At 71.6% G+C, this 18,539-nt stretch carries 13 protein-coding genes; 7 read left to right on the top strand and 6 right to left on the bottom strand.

Features of this window, described 5'->3' with window-relative positions; translation table 11 throughout:
• Positions 1-54: 54 nt before the first annotated feature.
• Positions 55-1,272 carry an MFS transporter gene (locus ACZ6SD_RS04990; RefSeq protein ID WP_465315594.1) on the bottom strand — a complete coding sequence of 406 codons (1,218 nt, stop codon included), beginning with the start codon at positions 1,270-1,272 and terminating at the stop codon, positions 55-57.
• Between the two features lie 457 nt (positions 1,273-1,729).
• On the opposite strand from ACZ6SD_RS04990, the gene ACZ6SD_RS04985 reads away from it, so the two are divergent.
• From ACZ6SD_RS04985 to ACZ6SD_RS04970, 4 genes are all read left to right on the top strand, one after another.
• On the top strand, positions 1,730-4,045 hold the full coding sequence (locus ACZ6SD_RS04985; protein WP_465315593.1) for an ATP-binding protein: 2,316 nt from the start codon (positions 1,730-1,732) through the stop codon (positions 4,043-4,045).
• Positions 4,046-4,146: 101 nt separating this feature from the next.
• The gene (locus ACZ6SD_RS04980; protein WP_465315592.1) at positions 4,147-5,757 is read left to right on the top strand and encodes a peptide chain release factor 3; all 1,611 of its coding nucleotides are present in this window, start codon (positions 4,147-4,149) and stop codon (positions 5,755-5,757) included.
• Between the two features lie 125 nt (positions 5,758-5,882).
• Positions 5,883-8,201: an ATP-binding protein gene (locus ACZ6SD_RS04975; protein ID WP_465315591.1), complete on the top strand. Its 2,319-nt coding sequence runs from the start codon at positions 5,883-5,885 to the stop codon at positions 8,199-8,201.
• A gap of 363 nt (positions 8,202-8,564) precedes the next feature.
• Complete coding sequence (locus ACZ6SD_RS04970) at positions 8,565-9,854, top strand: DUF6801 domain-containing protein (RefSeq protein WP_465315590.1); 1,290 nt, start codon at positions 8,565-8,567, stop codon at positions 9,852-9,854.
• 138 nt (positions 9,855-9,992) lie between these two features.
• On the opposite strand, the gene ACZ6SD_RS04965 is transcribed toward ACZ6SD_RS04970, so the two are convergent.
• Positions 9,993-11,207 carry a PucR family transcriptional regulator gene (locus ACZ6SD_RS04965; RefSeq protein ID WP_465315589.1) on the bottom strand — a complete coding sequence of 405 codons (1,215 nt, stop codon included), beginning with the start codon at positions 11,205-11,207 and terminating at the stop codon, positions 9,993-9,995.
• 334 nt (positions 11,208-11,541) lie between these two features.
• Between ACZ6SD_RS04965 and ACZ6SD_RS04960 the strand changes: the two genes are divergently transcribed.
• Positions 11,542-12,123: a sigma-70 family RNA polymerase sigma factor gene (locus tag ACZ6SD_RS04960; protein ID WP_465315588.1), complete on the top strand. Its 582-nt coding sequence runs from the start codon at positions 11,542-11,544 to the stop codon at positions 12,121-12,123.
• A 524-nt stretch (positions 12,124-12,647) separates the two neighbouring features.
• On the opposite strand, the gene ACZ6SD_RS04955 is transcribed toward ACZ6SD_RS04960, so the two are convergent.
• The 3 genes from ACZ6SD_RS04955 to ACZ6SD_RS04945 all read right to left on the bottom strand — a co-directional run bounded on the left by ACZ6SD_RS04955 (position 12,648) and on the right by ACZ6SD_RS04945 (position 14,859).
• Positions 12,648-12,854 (bottom strand): heavy-metal-associated domain-containing protein, encoded by a 207-nt coding sequence (locus ACZ6SD_RS04955; protein ID WP_465315587.1) that lies wholly within the window; start codon positions 12,852-12,854, stop codon positions 12,648-12,650.
• Between the two features lie 41 nt (positions 12,855-12,895).
• A complete protein-coding gene (locus ACZ6SD_RS04950) occupies positions 12,896-14,302 on the bottom strand; it encodes a PepSY-associated TM helix domain-containing protein (protein ID WP_465315586.1) in 1,407 nt (468 codons plus the stop codon).
• A 98-nt stretch (positions 14,303-14,400) separates the two neighbouring features.
• On the bottom strand, positions 14,401-14,859 hold the full coding sequence (locus tag ACZ6SD_RS04945; RefSeq protein ID WP_465315585.1) for a hypothetical protein: 459 nt from the start codon (positions 14,857-14,859) through the stop codon (positions 14,401-14,403).
• A 6-nt stretch (positions 14,860-14,865) separates the two neighbouring features.
• Between ACZ6SD_RS04945 and ACZ6SD_RS04940 the strand changes: the two genes are divergently transcribed.
• Positions 14,866-16,044: a hypothetical protein gene (locus tag ACZ6SD_RS04940; RefSeq protein WP_465315584.1), complete on the top strand. Its 1,179-nt coding sequence runs from the start codon at positions 14,866-14,868 to the stop codon at positions 16,042-16,044.
• On the opposite strand, the gene ACZ6SD_RS04935 is transcribed toward ACZ6SD_RS04940, so the two are convergent.
• A complete protein-coding gene (locus ACZ6SD_RS04935) occupies positions 16,017-16,658 on the bottom strand; it encodes a DUF5134 domain-containing protein (RefSeq protein WP_465315583.1) in 642 nt (213 codons plus the stop codon). The genes ACZ6SD_RS04940 and ACZ6SD_RS04935 overlap by 28 nt on opposite strands.
• A 648-nt stretch (positions 16,659-17,306) precedes the next feature.
• Between ACZ6SD_RS04935 and ACZ6SD_RS04930 the strand changes: the two genes are divergently transcribed.
• The gene (locus ACZ6SD_RS04930) at positions 17,307-18,464 is read left to right on the top strand and encodes a PucR family transcriptional regulator (RefSeq protein ID WP_465315582.1); all 1,158 of its coding nucleotides are present in this window, start codon (positions 17,307-17,309) and stop codon (positions 18,462-18,464) included.
• The last annotated feature ends 75 nt before the right edge of the window (positions 18,465-18,539 follow it).

Here is an 18,539-nt window from a genome sequence, read left to right as displayed (position 1 = left end):
GGAAAAACACGGGAAAGGATGGGAAATCGCGGGAAACCCGCAACCGCCGGGAACTCAGGTCACTCGGGAACGACCGAGCGCGCGCGGCACCAGCAGCGCGGCCGCCACGCCCGCGGCGGTGATCGCGCCGAACACCGCGGCGGCGCCGGGGTATCCGGCCAGGCCCAGGCCGAGCGCGCCCAGCGCGGAGCCGGTGAAGGTGCCCAGGCTCATCGCCGCCCCGTTGACCGCGAGGGCCGACCCGCGCAGCGCGCCGCCGTGGCGCACGAGCAGGGTCACCACGCAGGCGGCGACGGTGGCGTGGCTCGCGGCGAGCAGGGCGGTCAGCGCCAGCGCGGCGGGCAGCTTGGTGGTGAAGAAGATTCCGACCACGGCGCCGAGCGCGACCAGCAGGCCGACGAGCAGCAGGCGTTCGGGCGGCAGCCACGGCCGGGTGGCGTTGGCGATTCGCCCGGCCGCGAGGTTGCCGAGGAAGAACGCCGCGCCGCTGAGTGTCCACACCAGAGCGAACGGGCCCGGCGCGAGGTGGAAGCGGGTGTCGTAGAACGCGGCCAGATAGGACAGGTAGCCCATGAACGCCGCGGTGCGCAGCAGCGCGACGGCCAGCAGCGGCGCCAGGCCGGGCACCCGGGCCAGCGCCCGCAGCGCCGCGCGGTAGCCGACCCGTTCGCCGGTGCCCGGACGGCGGGCGGGCTCGCGGCGGACGAAGACGGCGGCGAGTCCGGCGGCCAGCACCGCGATCGCGATCAGGTCTCCGCGCCAGCCCCAGACGGTGGCGGGCAGGGCGATCACCGGGGCGGCGAGCATCGCGGTCAGCGACTGGGTCGCGGTCACCAGCGTCGCCGCCCGGCCCGCGGCGGGGCCGTCGAACCGGTCGGCGGCGATCGCGCCCAGCGCCGGGGCCAGCACGGCCATCGCCGCGCCGACCAGGAAGCAGAACACCGCCAGCGCGGCGAACTCGCCGAGCGCGCCGATCCCGGCGGCGACCGCCAGCAGCCCCAGGCTCCCCGCGACGCTGCGCTCCCGCGGCCACCGGTCGATCAGCGGCGCGGCGGCGGCTCCGACGACCAGCGAGGCCAGCCCGCCCAGCCCGCGCAGACCCCCCGTCTGGGCGATTCCGGCGCCAGCCGCGTCGGCGATCGGCACCAGGAACGTGCTGAACACCGTGTACGGCAGCAGCCCGGCCGCCGAGGCCACCAGCACCGGCCACAGCGCGCGGGCCATGCGCAGGTCGCCCGGCGGCGCGGGCGCCCGGTCGTTGACGCAGGTCACTAGTCCGCCTCCCCGGAATTAACCTTGGTGGGCACGTTGGGTTTGGATTGGCCGGTTGACGGGGTTTCGGTGGCTAGGTCGCATCTCGGTCCCCTTGGGTGCGGCGGGCAGCCACGCGACGCTGGTCGGCGACCGGGGAGTGACCCAGCGGGTTCATCGCTCGCTCTCGCGCTGGTGGCCGCTGGTCACGATCCGGCCTCGGGACGGGCACTCCCCGGGCGTCGCCGCCGCTGGACTCACTCGTTGGAGTATCACTGGTTTCGGGCAGGCTATTGTCACCCACGTACGAAACGTGATCGTGGTCGACCGGAAGAGTGAGCGTCCGGTCGCTCGGCGACGAGCAAGGCTCACGGTCTCGTACCAGCGGCCCGCACCTGGGCGCGTTCGCTCACAGGCGTCATAGGATGCGGGACACATCACAGAAACGGGTGGCCCGAGCGGGGTGAGTGGGACGACGGTGTTCACAGTCAACGGGGAAGGCGCGGTCGCGGGCTCCCTGCCCGCGGAGGTCACCACCTACGTGGGCCGCCGCGCCGAGCTGGCCGAGGTCAGGCGGCTGCTGACCAGCACGTGCCTGGTGACGCTCACCGGGCCCGGCGGGGTCGGCAAGACCCGGCTGGCCACCCGGCTGGCGAGCGAGGCCGAGGACGACTTCCTCGATGGCACGGTGTTCGTCGGGCTCGCCGAGCTGCGCGACCCCAGCCTGCTGGTCAGCACGGTCGCCACCAGCCTCGGTCTCGGCGACCGCTCCGCGCGCCCCGGCCTCGACCTGCTCATCGACGCGCTGCGCCCGCGCAAGCTGCTGCTGGTCCTGGACAACTGCGAGCACATGGTCGACGCGTGCGCCCGGTTCGCCGCCGCCGTGCTGGCCAACTGCCCCGACGTGGTGGTGCTGGCGACCAGCCGCCAGTCCCTGGGCGTGCCCGGCGAGCGGGTGGTCCCGGTGGGGCCGCTGGCGGTGCCCGAGCCCGGCGTGCCGCCCGCGCGGCTGATGAACTACGACGCGGTGCGGCTGCTGCGCGACCGGGCCACCGCGGTGGTGCCCTCGTTCCAGATCACCGACGACAACGTCCAGGACGTGGCCCGGCTGACCCGGGCGCTCGACGGGCTGCCGCTGGCCCTTGAGCTGGCCGCGGTGCGGCTGCGGGTGCTCTCGGTCGGCCAGCTCGTCGACCGGCTCGACCACCGGCTCAACCTGCTCAGCGGCGGCAACCGGCGCGGGCCGAGCAGGCACGAGACGCTCACCGCGCTGATCGACTGGAGCCACGAGCTGTGCACCGAGCCGGAGCGGCTGCTGTGGGCGCGGGCGTCGGTGTTCAGCGGCGGCTTCGACCTCGACGCGGCCGAGGAGGTGTGCTCCGGAGCCGGGCTCGACCGGCACGCGGTGCTCGACGTCATCGACGGGCTGCTGGACAAGTCGATCCTGCTGCGCGACGAGCACCGCGGCGTCGCCCGCTACCGGATGCTGGAGATGGTCCGCCAGTACGGCGAGAACCACCTGCGCGCGGCGGGCGAGCTGGTGCGGCTGCGCCGCCGCCACCGCGACTGGTGCCTGGAGCTGGCCAAGCGGTGCGAGGCGGACTGGTTCGGGCCGCGCCAGGTCGAGTGGATCGGGCGGCTCAAGCGCGAGCACGCGAACCTGCGGGTGGCCCTGGAGTTCTGCGCGGGCGACGCCGAGGAGGCCGTCGTCGGCCTGCGGATGATGTTCGCCATCAAGGAGTACTGGATCGTCCGCGGGTTCAACACCGAGGGCCGGATGCACACCGACAAGCTCGTGCGCGCCGCCCCCGACAACGCCCCCTACGCGGCGCACTCCCTGTGGATTCACGGGTTCTTCGCACTCGTGCAGGGCGACCTGCCCGCCTACGAGCGCACCGTCGCCGAGGCCGCGCGCATCGCCGAGGAGACCGACGACGACAAAGCCCGCGCCTACGTCAACCATGTGCGCGCCTACGCCGCGCTCATCGGCAACGACATGCCCCGGGCCGTGGAGCTGTTCGGCGCCGCGAGCGAGATGTTCGCCCGGCAGCGGGACCCGGGCGCGCAGCTGTGGTCGCGGTTCAACTACGGCTTGGCGCTGAGCCTCGCCGACAGCCTGGACGCGGGCAGGCAGGTGCTGATCGAGTGCGTCGACACCTACACCAAGCGGGGCGAGGTCTTCTGGCGGGCGTGGGCGCTGTGGTCGCGCGGAGCCGCGGAGTACCTGCACGGCGACATCGCCGAGTCCCGCGCGGCGTGCCTTGAGGTGCTGCGGATACAGCGCCGCCTGGGCGACCAGGTGATCCTGGCGTTCTGCCTGACGGTGCTGTCCGGCTGCGCCGCGCACAGCGGCGAGTACCCCAAGGCGGCCCGCCTGCTCGGCGCGGCCACCACCGTCTGGCAGTGGCTCGGCGCGTCCCCGATGAGCTACGGCGCGTTCGTCGAGCCGATCCAGCGCGACATCGGCCTGGTGACCAAGGAGCTGGGGCCGGAGGCGGCGGCGGAGGCGTTCCTGGAGGGCACCAACCTGTCCACCGAGGAGGCCACCCTCTACGCGCTCGGCGAGGCGACCCGCCCCGAGGGCGCGGCCCAGCCGGTGGAACACCCGCTCACCAAGCGGGAAGCCGAGATCGCGGGCCTGGTCGCCAAGGGGCTGACCAACCGCGAGATCGCCGCCAAGCTCGTCATCGCGCAGCGCACCGCGGAGAGCCACGTCGACCACATCCTGACCAAGCTCGGCTTCACCAACCGCGCCCAGATCGCCGCCTGGGTCGTGGAGACCCGCGCGGTCTGACGGCCCGCCCGACCCGGCTGCCCGGTACTGAGGTCAGCGGCGATTTCCCCATCACGTTAGATGGGAGGCCGGTCCAGGCAGCGGCAGCGGAGGAGTGAGACGTGGGAACCAGCGGTGGCGCCGACACCTTGGCGTCGGATGTGCTGACCGCGGCGGGGCAGCGGCGCACGTTCGCGGTGATCAGCCACCCGGACGCGGGCAAGTCGACGCTCACCGAGGCGCTGGCGCTGCACGCGAAGGTGATCACCGAGGCGGGCGCGGTGCACGGCAAGGCAGGCCGTCGGGGCGTGGTGTCGGACTGGATGGAGATGGAGAAGGCCCGCGGCATCTCGATCACCTCGGCCGCGCTGCAGTTCGCCTACCGGGACCGGGTGATCAACCTGGTCGACACCCCCGGCCACGCCGACTTCTCCGAGGACACCTACCGGGTGCTCACCGCGGTCGACAGCGCCGTGATGCTGCTGGACGCGGCCAAGGGCCTGGAGCCGCAGACGCTCAAGCTGTTCGAGGTGTGCAGGCACCGGGACATCCCGGTGATCACGTTCATCAACAAGTGGGACCGCCCCGGCCGCGACGCGCTGAGCCTGTGCGACGAGTTGGTGGAGCGCATCGGGTTGCAGCCGATGCCGCTGACCTGGCCGGTCGGGGAGCCCGGGCACTTCCGCGGCGTGGTCGACCTCGCCGAGGGCGGGTTCGTCCGCTACCAGCGCACCGCGGGCGGGGCCACCGCCGCGCCGGAGGAACGGCTCACCGCCGAGGAGGCCGAGGCCGCCGAGGGCGAGGAGTGGACCCGGGCGGTCGAGGAGGCGCACCTGCTCACCGAGTCCGGCGGCGGGTTCGCCGCGTCCCGCTACCTGGCCGCGACCGCGACCCCGGTGCTGTTCGGGGCCGCCGTGCTCAACTTCGGCGTGCGGCACCTGCTGGACCTGCTGGTGTCGCTGGCGCCGGGCCCCGGCCCGCGCCCGGACTCCCGCGGCACGCCGCGGCCGGTGGACGCGCCGTTCTCCGGGTTCGTGTTCAAGGTGCAGACCGGCATGGACCCCGCGCACCGCGACCAGGTCGCCTTCGCCCGGGTGTGCTCGGGGACCTTCGAGCGCGGCATGGTCGTCACCAACGCCACCACCGGGCGGCCGTTCGCGACCAAGTACACCCAGCAGATGTTCGGGCGCGAGCGCACCACGGTCGACACCGCCTACCCCGGCGACGTCATCGGCCTGGTCAACGCCACCTCGCTGCGGGTGGGCGACACCCTCTACGCGGACAAGCCGCCGGTGAAGTTCCCGCCACTGCCGACGTTCGCCCCCGCGCACTTCGCCGTGGCCCGCCCGGTCGACCTGGGCAAGGCCAAGCAGTTCCGCCGCGGCGTGGAGCAGCTCAACGCCGAGGGCGTCATCCAGGTCCTGGTGTCCGACCGGCGCGGCGACGCGGCCCCGGTGTTCGCCGCGGTCGGGCCGATGCAGTTCGAGGTGGCCGCGCACCGGATGGCCGCCGAGTTCAAGGCCGCGATCCGGCTGGACCCGCTGCCCTACTCGACGGTCCGCCGGTTGAGCGACCCGGCGCAGCGCGCCATGGTCGACTCCGGCTCCCGCGGCGAGGCCCTGCTGCGCTCGGACGGGGTGTACCTGGCGGTGTTCAACGACGACATCGCCCTGGGCATGGCCCGTCGCCAGCACCCGGACCTGAAACTCGAATCGGCGCTGCACGACGCCTGACCGGCGCGCCCGACCGAGCACCCGAGGCCACCAGATCACCCAGATTGTCGCCACAGACGGTGACCGCCTGCCAGGATGGCAGCGGACACTGGTGACAGGGAGTGCGGGCTGGAGGTGTGCGGAAGGTGTCGGACTCGGCGGCGGCACGCCCCCCGGCCACCACCCTGACGACCGAGGTGACCAGTTACGTCGGCCGCGCGGCGGAGATCAGCGAGGTCAAGCGGATGCTGGGCGTGTCGTCGCTGGTCACGGTGACCGGGCCGGGCGGGGTCGGCAAGACCCGGCTCGCCGCCGAGGTCGCCGCGGCGGCGCGGGCCGCGTTCGACGACAACGTCGTCTGCGTGGCGCTCGCCGAGCTGCGCGAACCGGAGCTGGTGGTCAACACCGTCGCCGACCACCTCGGTCTCGGCGACCGCTCCCGCTCGCCGATCGAGCTGGTCATCGAGCACCTGCGGGAGCGGCGGATGCTGCTGGTGCTGGACAACTGCGAGCACCTGATCGAGCCGTGCGCGCGCCTGGTCCACGCCCTGCTGAGCAGTTGCCCCGAGCTGGTCGTGCTGGCCACCAGCCGCCAGTCGCTCGGCGTGGCCGGGGAGCGGGTGCGGCCGCTGGCCCCGCTGGCCGTCCCCGAGCCGGGCGAGCAGGTGGCGGGGGTGCAGCGGTACGACTCGGCGCGGCTGTTCCTGGACCGGGCGACCGCGGTGGTGCCGTCGTTCGCCATCACCCAGGCCAACGTCGAGGACGTGATCCGGCTGTGCCGGGCGCTCGACGGCCTGCCGCTGGCCATCGAGCTGGCCGCGGTGCGGCTGCGGTCGCTGTCGGTCCGCCAGCTCGCCGACCGGCTCGACCAGCGGTTCACCCTGCTCAACCGGGGCCGCCGGTGGGCGCCGAGCAGGCACGAGACGCTGCGGGCGCTGGTCGACTGGAGCCACGAGCTGTGCGACGAGCGCGAACAGCTGCTGTGGGCGCGGGCGTCGGTGTTCTCCGGCAGCTTCGACATCGACGCGGCCGAGGAGGTGTGCGCTGGCGACGGCCTCGACCGGGACGCGGTGCTCGACGTCATCGACGCGCTGATCGACAAGTCGGTCCTGGTCCGCGAGGAGCACCACGGCACCGCGCGCTACCGGATGCTGGGGACGCTGCGCCAGCACGGCGAGGACCGGCTGCGGGAGACCGGTGAGCTGACCCGGATCCGGCGGCGGCACCGCGACCGGTACCTGGAGCTGACCCGCCGGTTCGCGGCCGAGTCGCTGGGCCCCGACCAGGTCCGCTGGCTCGACCGGCTCACCGTCGAGCACCCCAACCTGCGCCGGGCGCTGGACTTCTGCGCCAGCGATCCGGCGGAGGCCGCCGTGGGGCTGCCGATGATCCCCGCGGTCAAGGAGTACTGGATGGTGCGCGGGCTCAACACCGAGGGCCGGATCTGGCTCGACCGGCTGGTCAGGGCGGCCCCGGCGGACGCGCCGGGCCGGGCGGACGCGCTGTGGATGCACGCGCTGCTCGCGCTCGTCCAGGGTGACCGGCCCGCGTTCGCCGCCATGCTCTCCGCCGCCGCCGAGACCGCCGAGGCCACCGGCGACGACCGGGCCCACGCCTACGTCCGCCACGTGCGCGGCTACCAGGCGCTGATGGACGCCGACGGCTCGGCCGCCGTCGACCTGTTCGGCACGGCGGCGGCGATGCTGCGCGCGCACGGCGACGTGAGCGGCGAGCTGTGGGCGACGCACAACCTCGGTCTGGCGATCAGCATCGCGGGCGACCCGGAGCGCTGTCGCCGGGTGCTGCGCGACTGCGTCGCCGCCTGCGTCGCGCGCGGCGAGGTCGTCTACCGGTCGTGGGCGCTGTGGTCGCTGGCCGCGTGCGAGTACCTGTTCGGCGATGTCGACGCGGCGCGGGAGCACGCGCTGGAGGTGCTGCGGCTGCAACGCCGGGTCGACGCGCGCACGATCACCGCGTTCACCCTGGCGACCCTGGCCGGGTGCGCGACGCACGCGGGCGACCTGCGCCGGGGGGCGCGGCTGTTCGGGGCCGCCGCGGCGGTGTGGCGGTCGCTGGGCTCGTCGCCGAACAAGTACCCCGCTTTCGACGAGCCGGTCCGCGCGGCCACCGAGGTGGTGATCGCGGGCCTGGGCGACGGCGAGGCGCTGGCCGAGTTCGCCGCGGGCGCCGCGTTGGGCTTCGCCGACGCGGTGTCCTACGCGCTGGGGGAATCGGCCGAGGAAAACGAGCACCAGATGGCTCGGCGCGACGATCCGCTCACTAAACGCGAACGCGAGATCGCCGAACTCGTGGCCCAGGGGATGACCAACCGGGAGATCGCGGGCAGACTGGTGATCGGCCCGCGCACAGCCGAATCACATGTGGAGCGGATCCGGACCAAGTTGGGTTTCACCAACCGCGCGCAGATCGCCGCGTGGGTGGCCCGGCGCGGTTCAAACCGATAGCGGGAAAGCATTATTTGTGCGCTGAGGTGAACCACGTCACGTGTTTTTATGCCATTGGCTCAGGTGACCCTCCGTCGCCGAACGGCGACGCTCTGAGTAGAGTATGCGCCGGTCGGAGCCCCGGAACCCAGTCTCACCAGGCAGGATGTTGGCTGCGTCACAAACCGGCGGGTCCATGATGTGCGGCCCGGTGATAAATCGTCGCTGGTCCTTGTGTGAAGTTCTTGTTGCTGTCTAATCTGTCAATCGGCGGCTATCGAAGAGACTTCCACCTCACTTCCACCGGAATACTCGCCCCTGGCACTACCGAGCGAATCGCTTCGCTCACGTATCACCGTTGATACCTTAGGAAGGAAAACCCCCGTGACTCCTCGCAAGGTTTCCAAGAAGCTGGTGGCGGGTGTCGCCGCGACCAGCGCGGCCGGGCTGGTCGCCACTGGCCTGCTGCTCGGCTCGGGCACGAGTTCGGCGGCTCCGGTCTCGCTGACGCTGAACTACACGTGTCCGTTCCCGCTGATCGGCGACCAGCCGATCAAGGTCGTGATTCAGAGCGACATGCCCGCCTCGATCGGTGTGGGGCAGCAGACCGGCGTGTTCGACATCAAGGCGACCTCCACCGTTCCGGAGACCGCGACCCAGGGTCTGACCCTGGTGGGTGCGACCACGATCGAGGGCAAGGCCGTCTCGGGCGCCAAGGTCGACGCCCCCGGCATCTCGCTTCCGGTGAACGTCCCGGTGACGATCGCCAAGACCCCGGTTCCGGCTTCGGGCGCGTTCGACGTGGTGGCCACCGGCCAGACCCCGTCGCTGTCGTTCACCCAGCCGGGCACCGCGAAGATCACCGTCAGCGAGCTGAACCTGACGCTGACCCCGCGCAAGGCCGACGGCACCGAGACCGGCCTGGGCACCTTCCCCTCGGAGTGCAAGCTCAACCCGGGCCAGAACAACGTCCTGCACACCTTCGAGATCACCGGCGGCAGCAGCACCACCCCGCCGTCGAGCACCACCCCGCCGAGCAGCACCACGCCGCCCAGCAGCACCACCCCGCCGAGCAGCACGACCCCGCCGTCGAGCACCACGCCGCCCAGCAGCACGACTCCTCCGTCGAGCACCACGCCGCCGAGCAGCACCACCCCGCCGCCGAGCAACGGCGTGAACATCAGCTACGGCCTCAAGGGCACCTCGACTCTGAAGGCGCTCAACGGCTCCGTCGCCCTGGCGGGCAGCTTCGACGCGGTGGCCGACCTGGCCGCGGGCAAGTACACCGGTGACCTGAAGCTGAACCCGACCTCGGGCAAGTTCAAGATCGTCGGTTTCCTCCCGGTCGACGCCAACATCAAGTTCGCCCCGGTGGGCAAGTCGAACGGCACCGTGGCCACCGGCGCGATCACCTACGAGTCCAAGCTCGACATCATCCTGACCAAGATCTCGGTCTTCGGTTTCCCGATCTACCAGGGTGACACCTGCAAGGCGCCGAACCCGACCGACATCAAGCTCAAGTCCGTCGGCACCTTCGACGTCCTCAAGGGCGGCAAGCTCCAGGGCACCTACGACCTGGCCTCGCCGACCAACTGCGGCGCGCTCAACGACTTCATCGGCCCGCTGGCGGCCAGCCCCGCCAACCCGATCGATCTCGACCTCGTGAAGAAGTAAGCGCGTCACCGCTCCCCTGAGACAGGGTCTTCCCGGCTTCGGCCGGGAAGACCCTGTCCTTTTTTTCCGGCCCGGAACAGCGAAGGACCCCGCCACCTGATCGCTCGGTGGCGGGGTCCTCGGCCGGTCCGGGGGAACTCAGAACCCGGAAGCCGGGCCTTCCTCGGCCGGGTTCTCCTGGGCGGCGCGCAGCAGGGTCGCGCGCACGGCCAGCTCCAGGTCGAACCGGTTGCGCGGGTCGGCGAGCTGCTCGCCGAAGAGTTCCTGGAGCCTGCCGACGCGGTAGCGGATGGTCTGCGGGTGGACCCGCAGCCGCTCCGCCATGTCCGCGACCCGGCCGCGGGTGGCGAACCAGGCGCTGAGCGTGGCGAGTAGGCGGTGCCGCTGGTAGGCCTTGAGCGACTTCAGCGGCGCCAGTTCCCGCTCCACCAGCTCGGCCATGAGGAACTCGTCGGCCAGCAGCGTCAGGGTCAGCAGGTGGTCGGCGCAGTGCACGATCCCGGCGGGGTCCTCGACCTGGATCAGCCCGCGCTCGACCAGGTCGATGGCCAGGTTGGCCACCCGCAGCGAGTCGCGGACCTTGCCGATCGGGGTGACCGGGCCGATCGCCGCGGTCCAGCCGGGCAGCGCCGTGCGCAGGGTCGTCGCCAGCCAGGTCGCGGGCACCCGGCTCGCCGCGACGACCGCGCACGGCCGCGGGCCGTCGAGGTCGAGCAGGACCTGCGCGCCGAGGTTGGCGCGCGGGGTGTGGTCGGCGCCGTCGCGGCGGCGCAGCGCGACCACCCGGACCGCGGCGTGCAGGTCCCAGTCCGCCTCGGCGGCGACCTCGGCCAAGTGCGGCCCGCTCGCGGCCTGCTCGTCGAGCAGCATCCGCAGCAACCGGGCGCGGACCACCGCGACGGAGGCCGCCGCGGTGGCGGGCGGGGCGAAGCTCGACACCGCGGTCAGGTAGGCGAAGATCACTTCGGCGCTGCGGGCGACCGCCGCGGACGACACGCCGTGCCGCCGGGCGTACTCCGACGCGTGCCGCCACGCGATCTGACCGCCGATCCGGTAAGCGCGCAGCAGCAGTTTGCGGTGCGCGCCCTCGGTCAGCTCGCCGCGGCGGAAGCGGAAGATCGCCGCCCACTCCTCCCCCACGTATTCCTCGGGGTGGACCATCGCCTCGACGCAGCCGAGCACGGTCGTGCGGATGGTGTCGACCAGCGGCTCGATCAGCGCCTCCGGCAGGCGGGCGATCTCGGCGTGGCCGCGCGCCTCGGCCGCGATGTCCCGCCGCAACTGGTCGCCCGACCCCCGCTGTCCCGGCTCTGGCGCCCGCGCGCGGTGATCCACGACCTGCGATGCAGTCATCTTGGCTCCGTGTACCTCATGGCGTGTCTCTCCGGTTGTGGCCATCGCAGGCCAACCTGCTTGACCGGGATGCGAATCACATCTGTAGATCTACCGAGTTACTTACGGAAGGCCCCCACGTCACCCGGATGCCGGGAACCAGGCCGCTACTCCGAACGACCTAGTGATCGCCCTGCATGGGCCACGCACGCCGGGTCGGTCCGCGCCTCGCCCACCGACCCGGCGTCCCTTTTAACACCTCACACCGCCCCGTCCCAGGTTGCGAGATTCTCGGTTCCTGATGGTTACCTCGGGTTGCCTGGAACACGCGAACGTCCACTACGTTTCCGGAGGTGTGAGTGGATCAGGACTGGCACCCGACGAGGTCACCGCGTGGGCCTTCGCCGCCCAACGCGGCGACCGCACCGCCCTGGAGCGTTTCGTCCGAGCCACCCAGCACGACGTCTGGCGGTTCGTGGCACACCTTTCCGACGTGCACTTGGCCGACGACCTGGCCCAAGAGACGTACCTACGGGCCCTGACCGCCCTCCCCCGGTTCGAGGGCCGCTCCTCAGCCCGCACCTGGCTACTGTCCATCGCCCGCCGCGTAGCCGCCGACCACGTCCGAGTGGCCCGCATCCGCCCCCGCCGAGCCAACGTCGCCGACTGGCAAGACGCGGCGGAACGAGCCCTATCCCCCGGCGCCTCCCGCTTCGAGGAACACCTAGCCCTAGGCGAACTGGTCAACGCCCTATCCCCCGACCGCAGAGAAGCCTTCGTCCTCACCCAAACCCTAGGCATGTCCTACGCAGAAGCCGCAGAAGTCTGCAACTGCCCCGTAGGCACCATCCGCTCCCGAGTAGCCCGAGCCCGCGACGACCTCATCACCGCCACCCGCGAAACCGACCGCCCCGACGGCCGACGCCTGGCCACCTGACTCCCACAGGCGCCTGAACAAAGCGGACAGGGCCGCAGGTTTCCACAGTGGCCGTAGCGCCCGGTGGAAAGCAGTGGCCAAAGAGGACGGAAAAGCACACCCGCTCGGCCAACCCAAGCCTGACTGTGCCAACTACCAGACAGGTGAAGCAGGGAGCACAACGCCCACCTGCCAACCGTGCCCGCCCCCAAACCGCGCGATGACCTCAGGGAACACACCCAAGCATCTGCCAGGCCGCACCCACCCCTGCCAGGTGCTCGACAGGAGCGGAACAGCAAACCCACGCCCCAACCAGGCCGCACCCGAGCCTGCCAGGTGCTCGATGGGGTGGAGTGGTTTCTTTGGGGGTGAAGGAAGATCCCTAAACTCGCCGTGGTCGTGGGGCCGAAGGCTCCCCACCCGTCTTTCCCACGACGGGATCTTCCTTCGTAGGGGCCCCAAAGAAACCACTCCACCCCATCGAGCAGACAGCACGCAAGCGAGCCCCCGCGACACCCCAAGAGGCATCGCGGGGGCCCCGAACCCTACCCAGCGAGCTGAAAACCAGCCCCCGACACCACCGCATCAAGATCAGCCCCAGCAACAGGAGCCTCACTGACAATCGCCAGCCTCCCACTGGCAACGTCAACCTCCACTCCAGTCACCCCAGCCATAGCCCCCACCTTCTCCGTCAACTTCGACGCGCAGTGCCCACACGACATACCGCTGACCGTGTAACTGGACTCATGCATCACGAACCCCTTCCAAGACGATGTCGTACTGACAGAGTCGGCTACCGACGCACTCCAGTTCCCCGCACAACCTTCCGAGCGGCGTCCAGCACGACAAAGGCGACCAGACTGACGCCAAAGACCGGCATAGCCCACCCCAGCCCAGCGATCACCAGCACGATCACGAAGACCACCGGCTGCGACATCCGCCCCCAAGCCGCGGGCGGAGCCGCGCCAGCGGGCCGCCGCTTCCACCACATCCGGTACCCCAGCGCCAACAGCACCAAGGTCCCCAAGGCGAGCAGCCCCATCGCGATCTGATTCACCAGCCCCAGCAGCGTCCCGCTGTGCGCCTGAATCCCCAGCGTCGTCAGCTTCGCCAGCAGCGGGTAGTCCTGCCAGCCCATCCGCCCCGTCACCTGCCCGGTATACGGATCGATCGCGACGCTGTCCTTCTGAATGGGCAATCCCTCAGCGGACTCGTTCACCTTGAACGGCTTGTCGTTAGCCGCAGGCAGGGTCAGCGTCACCTGCCCCGTCAGCCCCTCGGCGCGGGCGATGTCGATCACCCGGTCCACACTGATCCGCTCTCCCCCGTCCGGAACAGCCACCTTGGGCGCGCTCAGGCTCGGCGATTTGGCGTCGAGCGCCGCGATCAACTGGTCGACCCGTCCACCCGCGTAGGTCGACCAGGTCAACCCGGTGACGCTGACCGCGAGCAGTCCGATCGCGAGCCACAGCCCCAACGGCCCGTGCAGTGCCCGCGCCCGCGGCCGACCGGCCGGGAGTCCCCGCGCGGGCAGCAGCAGCCCCCGCAGTCGGTTCTTCCGCCGCCGCTGCCCGATCCAGAGCACCAGCCCGCCGATCACGATGATCGGCAGCCAGCTGGCCACGAACTCCGAGTAGAGCCGCCCCGGCTCCCCCAGGTGCAGGTTGCCGTGGAACTCGCGCAGCCACACCTGCGCGGGCGGCCGGTTGTTGACCGTCACCAGGTCACCGGCGACCCGAGCCGTGTAGGGGTCGACGTAGACGGTGCGCATCTCGGCGGAGAAGGCGTCACCGGGTTTCAGGGTCGGATCGGCGAGCACGACCTGCGTGGTGCGGTCGGCCTCAGCGGCCGGAATGACGCTCCGAAGGGAACCCTGCGGATAAGCGGCCAACGCGGCGTCCACCTGCTCCGACACCGGACGGGTCGGTCCACTTTGGATGTCCACATAGAGCTTGTCCGAGTAGAACAGGTCGTTGATCTGCGGGCTGAACGCGTAGGCGAGCCCGCTTAAGCACAGAACCGCGAGGAACGGGGCCACGAACAACCCGGCGAGAAAGTGCACCCGCCGAGCGAGCATCCGCAGCGCCACACCGGGCCGCGCGGACGGTTCCCGGGCTCCGGTTTCCGCGGCCTCGGCGGTGGCGCTGGGGGTGGTGGGGTCTTCGCCGGGCGGGGAGGGGTCGGTGATGGTGGTGGTCATGATCACTCCAAAGAGGACTGTGCGGCAGGGAAAGTTTTTCGGGGTCGCCGACGGCACCGGTCAGCGAGACCGGTGTGGGCGAGACATGGCAGGGAACCTCAGCCAGCCGCGGGCGGGCCGCGCAGGACGATGGCGTGGCGCAGGAGCACCGGCCGCCGGACGGGCTCGGCGGGGCCGGTGGGGACCCAGGTGGTCACCGCGCCGAGCGGCCGAGGCCGGGCGGTGGCGGCCGACAGCACGGCCGCGATCACCCGGCGAGCGCACGCCCAAGCCGCGCGCTCGCCCCGGCGCAACCACCACCCGGCGACCAGAGCGGCGGCCAGGTGGCCAACCAGCGCGGGCCCGGCGGGCAACACGTCCAAGGCGGTCGCCACCGGGTGGTGCCCCGCGCCGGACGGCGCGAACAGAACCAGTGCCGCGTGGGTGAGCATCTGCCCGACCACCAGCAACGCGGCGATGGCGGGCAGCCGCTGCTCCCGCCGCGTCAGCAACCAGGCAGGACCAACCAACACCACCGCGGCGACCAAAATCGCCCGCGCCGACCACGGCCCGACCATGGCCAGGTGCCCAAGACTCCCGGTGACCAGCGCGGCCGCGACGCCACTGAGCGCCCGCACCCCACGGGCAGGCGGGACCCTCAGCTCCCCGCGCCTACCCGCTCCCCCACCCCCGCCGTCCAACCCCCCACCCCGGCGAGCCACCGCGACAGCGGCGAAGCCACCCTGGCGAACCATCCGCCCGACACCACCGAAACCACCCTGACCGGACGCCCCACCACCAGCGGAGCAGGCTCGGCCACCCACCCCGCCACCACCAAGACCAACCCGACGAACCGCCCCACCACCAGCGGAACCGCCCCGGCCAACCAGCCCAACGCCCCCACCGGCGAAACCGACCCGACCATTCGTCCCACCACCAGCCGAACCGGCCCAGCCAACCACCGCACCAACACGACCGGCGAAACCGACCCGACGCTTCATCCCACCAGCACCAGCGGAACCGGCCCAGCCAACTACCCCACCAACACCACCACGACGAACCGCCCCACCACCACCAGCCGAACCAACCCGACCAACCACCCCAACGCCACCACCGGCGAAACCGACCCGGCCCACCACCCCAGCACCACCATCGGCAGAACCGACCCGACCATTCGTCCCACCAGCACCAGCCGGACCGCCCTGGCCAACCTGCCCGCCAACACCACCAGCGCAACCGACCCGGCCGACCACCCCACCACCAACGCGACGAACCGTCCCGCCAACACCAACCGAACCGGCCCAGCCAACTACCCCAACGTCACCACCGCGACGCACCGCCCCACCAGCACCAGCCGAACCGGCCCAGCCGACCACCCCAACGCCACCACCAGCGGAACCAGCCCGGCCGACCACCCCAGCACCACCGGCGGAACCGGTCTGGCCGGTCGTCCCACCACCAGCCGAACCGACCTGGCCAACCTGCCCACCAACACCACCAGCGGAACCAACCCGGCCAACCACCCGATCGACACCAACGCGACGAACCGTCCCACCCGCGCCAGCCGGACCGGCCCGGCCAACCAGCCCAACGCCACCGCCGGCGGAACCGATCGGGCCAACCACCCCAGCACCACCACCGGCGGAGCCGGTCTGGCAGGCCGTCCGGTGGGCGCCGGTGGGTGGGCGGTCGGTGGGCGGGGGCGCCGCGTCGGAGGTGGGGCGGGGCATCGGGGTCAGCCCAGCATCTGGGCGAACATGTAGGCCATGGCCAGGCCCATGACCACGTGGCAGGCGGTGCTCAGGCGGGGCTCGACCAGGAGCGCGGGGACGGTGGCCACCGCGCCCTCGGGGCGGGGGGCGGGCTCGGGGGTCCGCACGGCCGCGGCCAGGGTCCACAGGGCGTGGGCGAGGAAGTAGAGGGCCAGCGCCGCTGTGAGGGGAACAGGGTTGACGCCGCCCGCGCTGTGGTCGTGGGCGAGCACCGCGCCGGTCGCGGGGAGGGCGACGACGGCGGTGGGGGCCGGGGCCATCAGGGCGAGCATGTAGACCATCGCCGCGCTGGAGACGGCCAGGTGCAGGTGGTGGCGCTGGTCGCGGCCCCAGCGGCCGTTCGCCGCCAGGGTTTTGGGGAGTCCGGCCAGGAGCCAGGCGCCGTTGAGGATGAACACGGTGAGCCACACCCAGCGGGGGAGCGGGTCGGCCGAGGGCAGGAACATCGCGGCCATGCCCAGGGCCATCAGCAGGTGGGTCGCCTCGCCGAGCGGGTGGATCCGGGGCTCGCCGCGGCGGGACGCGGCCAAACGGCCTATTGAGTACAGTGCCGAAAGCACGAGCAGTGCGCCGAAAATGCCGTCGACCCAGGACGAGCCTGCCACGGTTCACCCCTAACGGAATCCGAGCGATATTCGGGAAAAAGCGCGCCCGTCGAACGGCCGCCGCTCATGTCAGGGAAAGACTAAGCGAACGGGGGCCGCCGATCCACGCGCCGGTCAACACATTACAAGAACGAAACACACGCCCACCAGGGCCGATCCAGCGATCTCCGCCCACGTCGCACGGGGTGGCGGAAAAGTTCCCGGTGTCGGTGGAAAACTCCGTTCCGTCATCTTCGCGTCCCGACTCACGGGTCCACGGGCACCCGCAAACCATGATCCACAAACACCGAAAAGGCGGTTTTATCGGTGATTCACCATTCCGCTCCGCCGACGGTTTTCCGAGTCAGGAAAACAGTCGGTTACCGCGCCATTCCAGTGGTTGGGAGCGCGCGCCGCCGCCTGCCAGGAGGGGTGCGGGCCGCCACCCCAGGAGCAGGGGGGCGGGGCGAGTGACGCACGACACGGAGAGTGGCCGGGGCGGCGCTCCGGAGAGCACGGTTTGCGCTATCGGTATATCTCTACGTCCCCCCGGTTGTAGTTCCGTACGTAGTTCTCCGTATTTCTCCCGATGTGCGGAGAACGCACCGTGAGGCACGGTGGTGGCCGTAGCGCGATCGGAGTAGCGCTCGGGACCAGTCGGAGGCAGGCATGACCGCGATGCGGGTTGTCGAACAGGACGCGTCGAGGCAGGGGACCGTCGAGGACGCGATACGGCGCGAGGTCCTCGCCGAGGTGCGGTCGGCGTTGCGCGCCGAGGCGGCCGAGATCGTCGACACGGCGATCGAGCCGCTGGTCGCCACGGTGATGGCGACGGTGCACTGCTGCCTTGACACGCTGTTCCACCCCGAGCGGGAGCGCACCCCTGCTTTCCGCCTGCAAGACGGCATGTTCGCCGACAGCCCGTACCGGGAGCCGCTGCTGCGGGCATACCGGATCGGCGGGCAGGTCGCCTGGCGGCACGTGTCCCGCTACGCGCGCCAGCACGGCCTCCCGGCCGGGGCGGTCGCCCGCTCCGCCGAGGTGATCTTCGCCTACCTCGACCAGCTCTCCACCGTCGCGGGCACGCCGCGGTCGACGTTCAGCCGGACGTCGGCGCGCAAGCGGCTGGTCCGCCTGCTGCTCGCCGAGGCCCCCGCCCCGCGCGGCGAGCTCACCGAGGTGTCCCGGACCGCGGAGTGGGAGCCGCCCGCGACCGTGCGCGTCATCGCGCTGCGCAGGCAGGACAGCACCGCGGCCTTCCGCCCGCACTTGGCCGACGGGTTCCTGGTCGACCTGGAGGGCGCCGAGCCGTGCCTGGTGATGCGCGGGACCGAGGCGACCCCGAGCGCCGACGCGCTGCGCGCCATGCTGCCCGGCTGGATCGCCTCGATCGGCCCGGTCACGCCGCTGGCCCAGGCGCGGGCGTCGCTGCGGGTGGCGGTCCGGGCGCTGACCCTGGCCGAGCGCGGGCTCATCCCCACCAGCCCGGTCCTCGACTGGGCCGACCACCCGCTGACGCTGTCGCTGTTCACCGACGAGCTCTTGGTCGACCAGCTGGTTGAGCAGCGGTTGGCTCCGCTGGCCGATCTCACTCCCCGCCAGCGCGACCGCATGATCCTGACTCTGCACGAGTGGCTGGCCAGCCAGTGCCGGGTCAGCGACACCGCGGTCCGGCTGGGCGTGCACCAGCAGACCGTCCGGTACCGCATCCAGCGGATTGAGGAGCTGTTCGGCGACCAGCTCGCCGACCCCCGCGGCCGCTTCGAGCTGGAGCTGGCGGTGCGGGCGACGGTGCTGCGGGGAGACCTTGCCCAGCTCGCGAGCTAGGCCCTGCCCTCCCGGGGGGATCGCGGCGACTCGCCCGCGCAATCGTCATTACACTCGGTCGACCGGATGGTTGAC

The sequence above is a fragment of the Actinokineospora sp. NPDC051303 genome, from assembly GCF_055586285.1.
Note: the sequence above shows the minus strand (reverse complement) of the source record. Positions and strands in the feature narration are given on the sequence as shown.

Coding starts and splice junctions, on each gene's coding strand:
- ACZ6SD_RS04955 (WP_465315587.1), bottom strand. CDS start 12,854: ATGCATGAGTCCAGTTACACGGTCAGCGGTATGTCGTGTGGGCACTGC.
- ACZ6SD_RS04930 (WP_465315582.1), top strand. CDS start 17,307: ATGACCGCGATGCGGGTTGTCGAACAGGACGCGTCGAGGCAGGGGACC.
- ACZ6SD_RS04965 (WP_465315589.1), bottom strand. CDS start 11,207: ATGACTGCATCGCAGGTCGTGGATCACCGCGCGCGGGCGCCAGAGCCG.
- ACZ6SD_RS04945 (WP_465315585.1), bottom strand. CDS start 14,859: ATGGTCGGGCCGTGGTCGGCGCGGGCGATTTTGGTCGCCGCGGTGGTG.
- ACZ6SD_RS04950 (WP_465315586.1), bottom strand. CDS start 14,302: ATGACCACCACCATCACCGACCCCTCCCCGCCCGGCGAAGACCCCACC.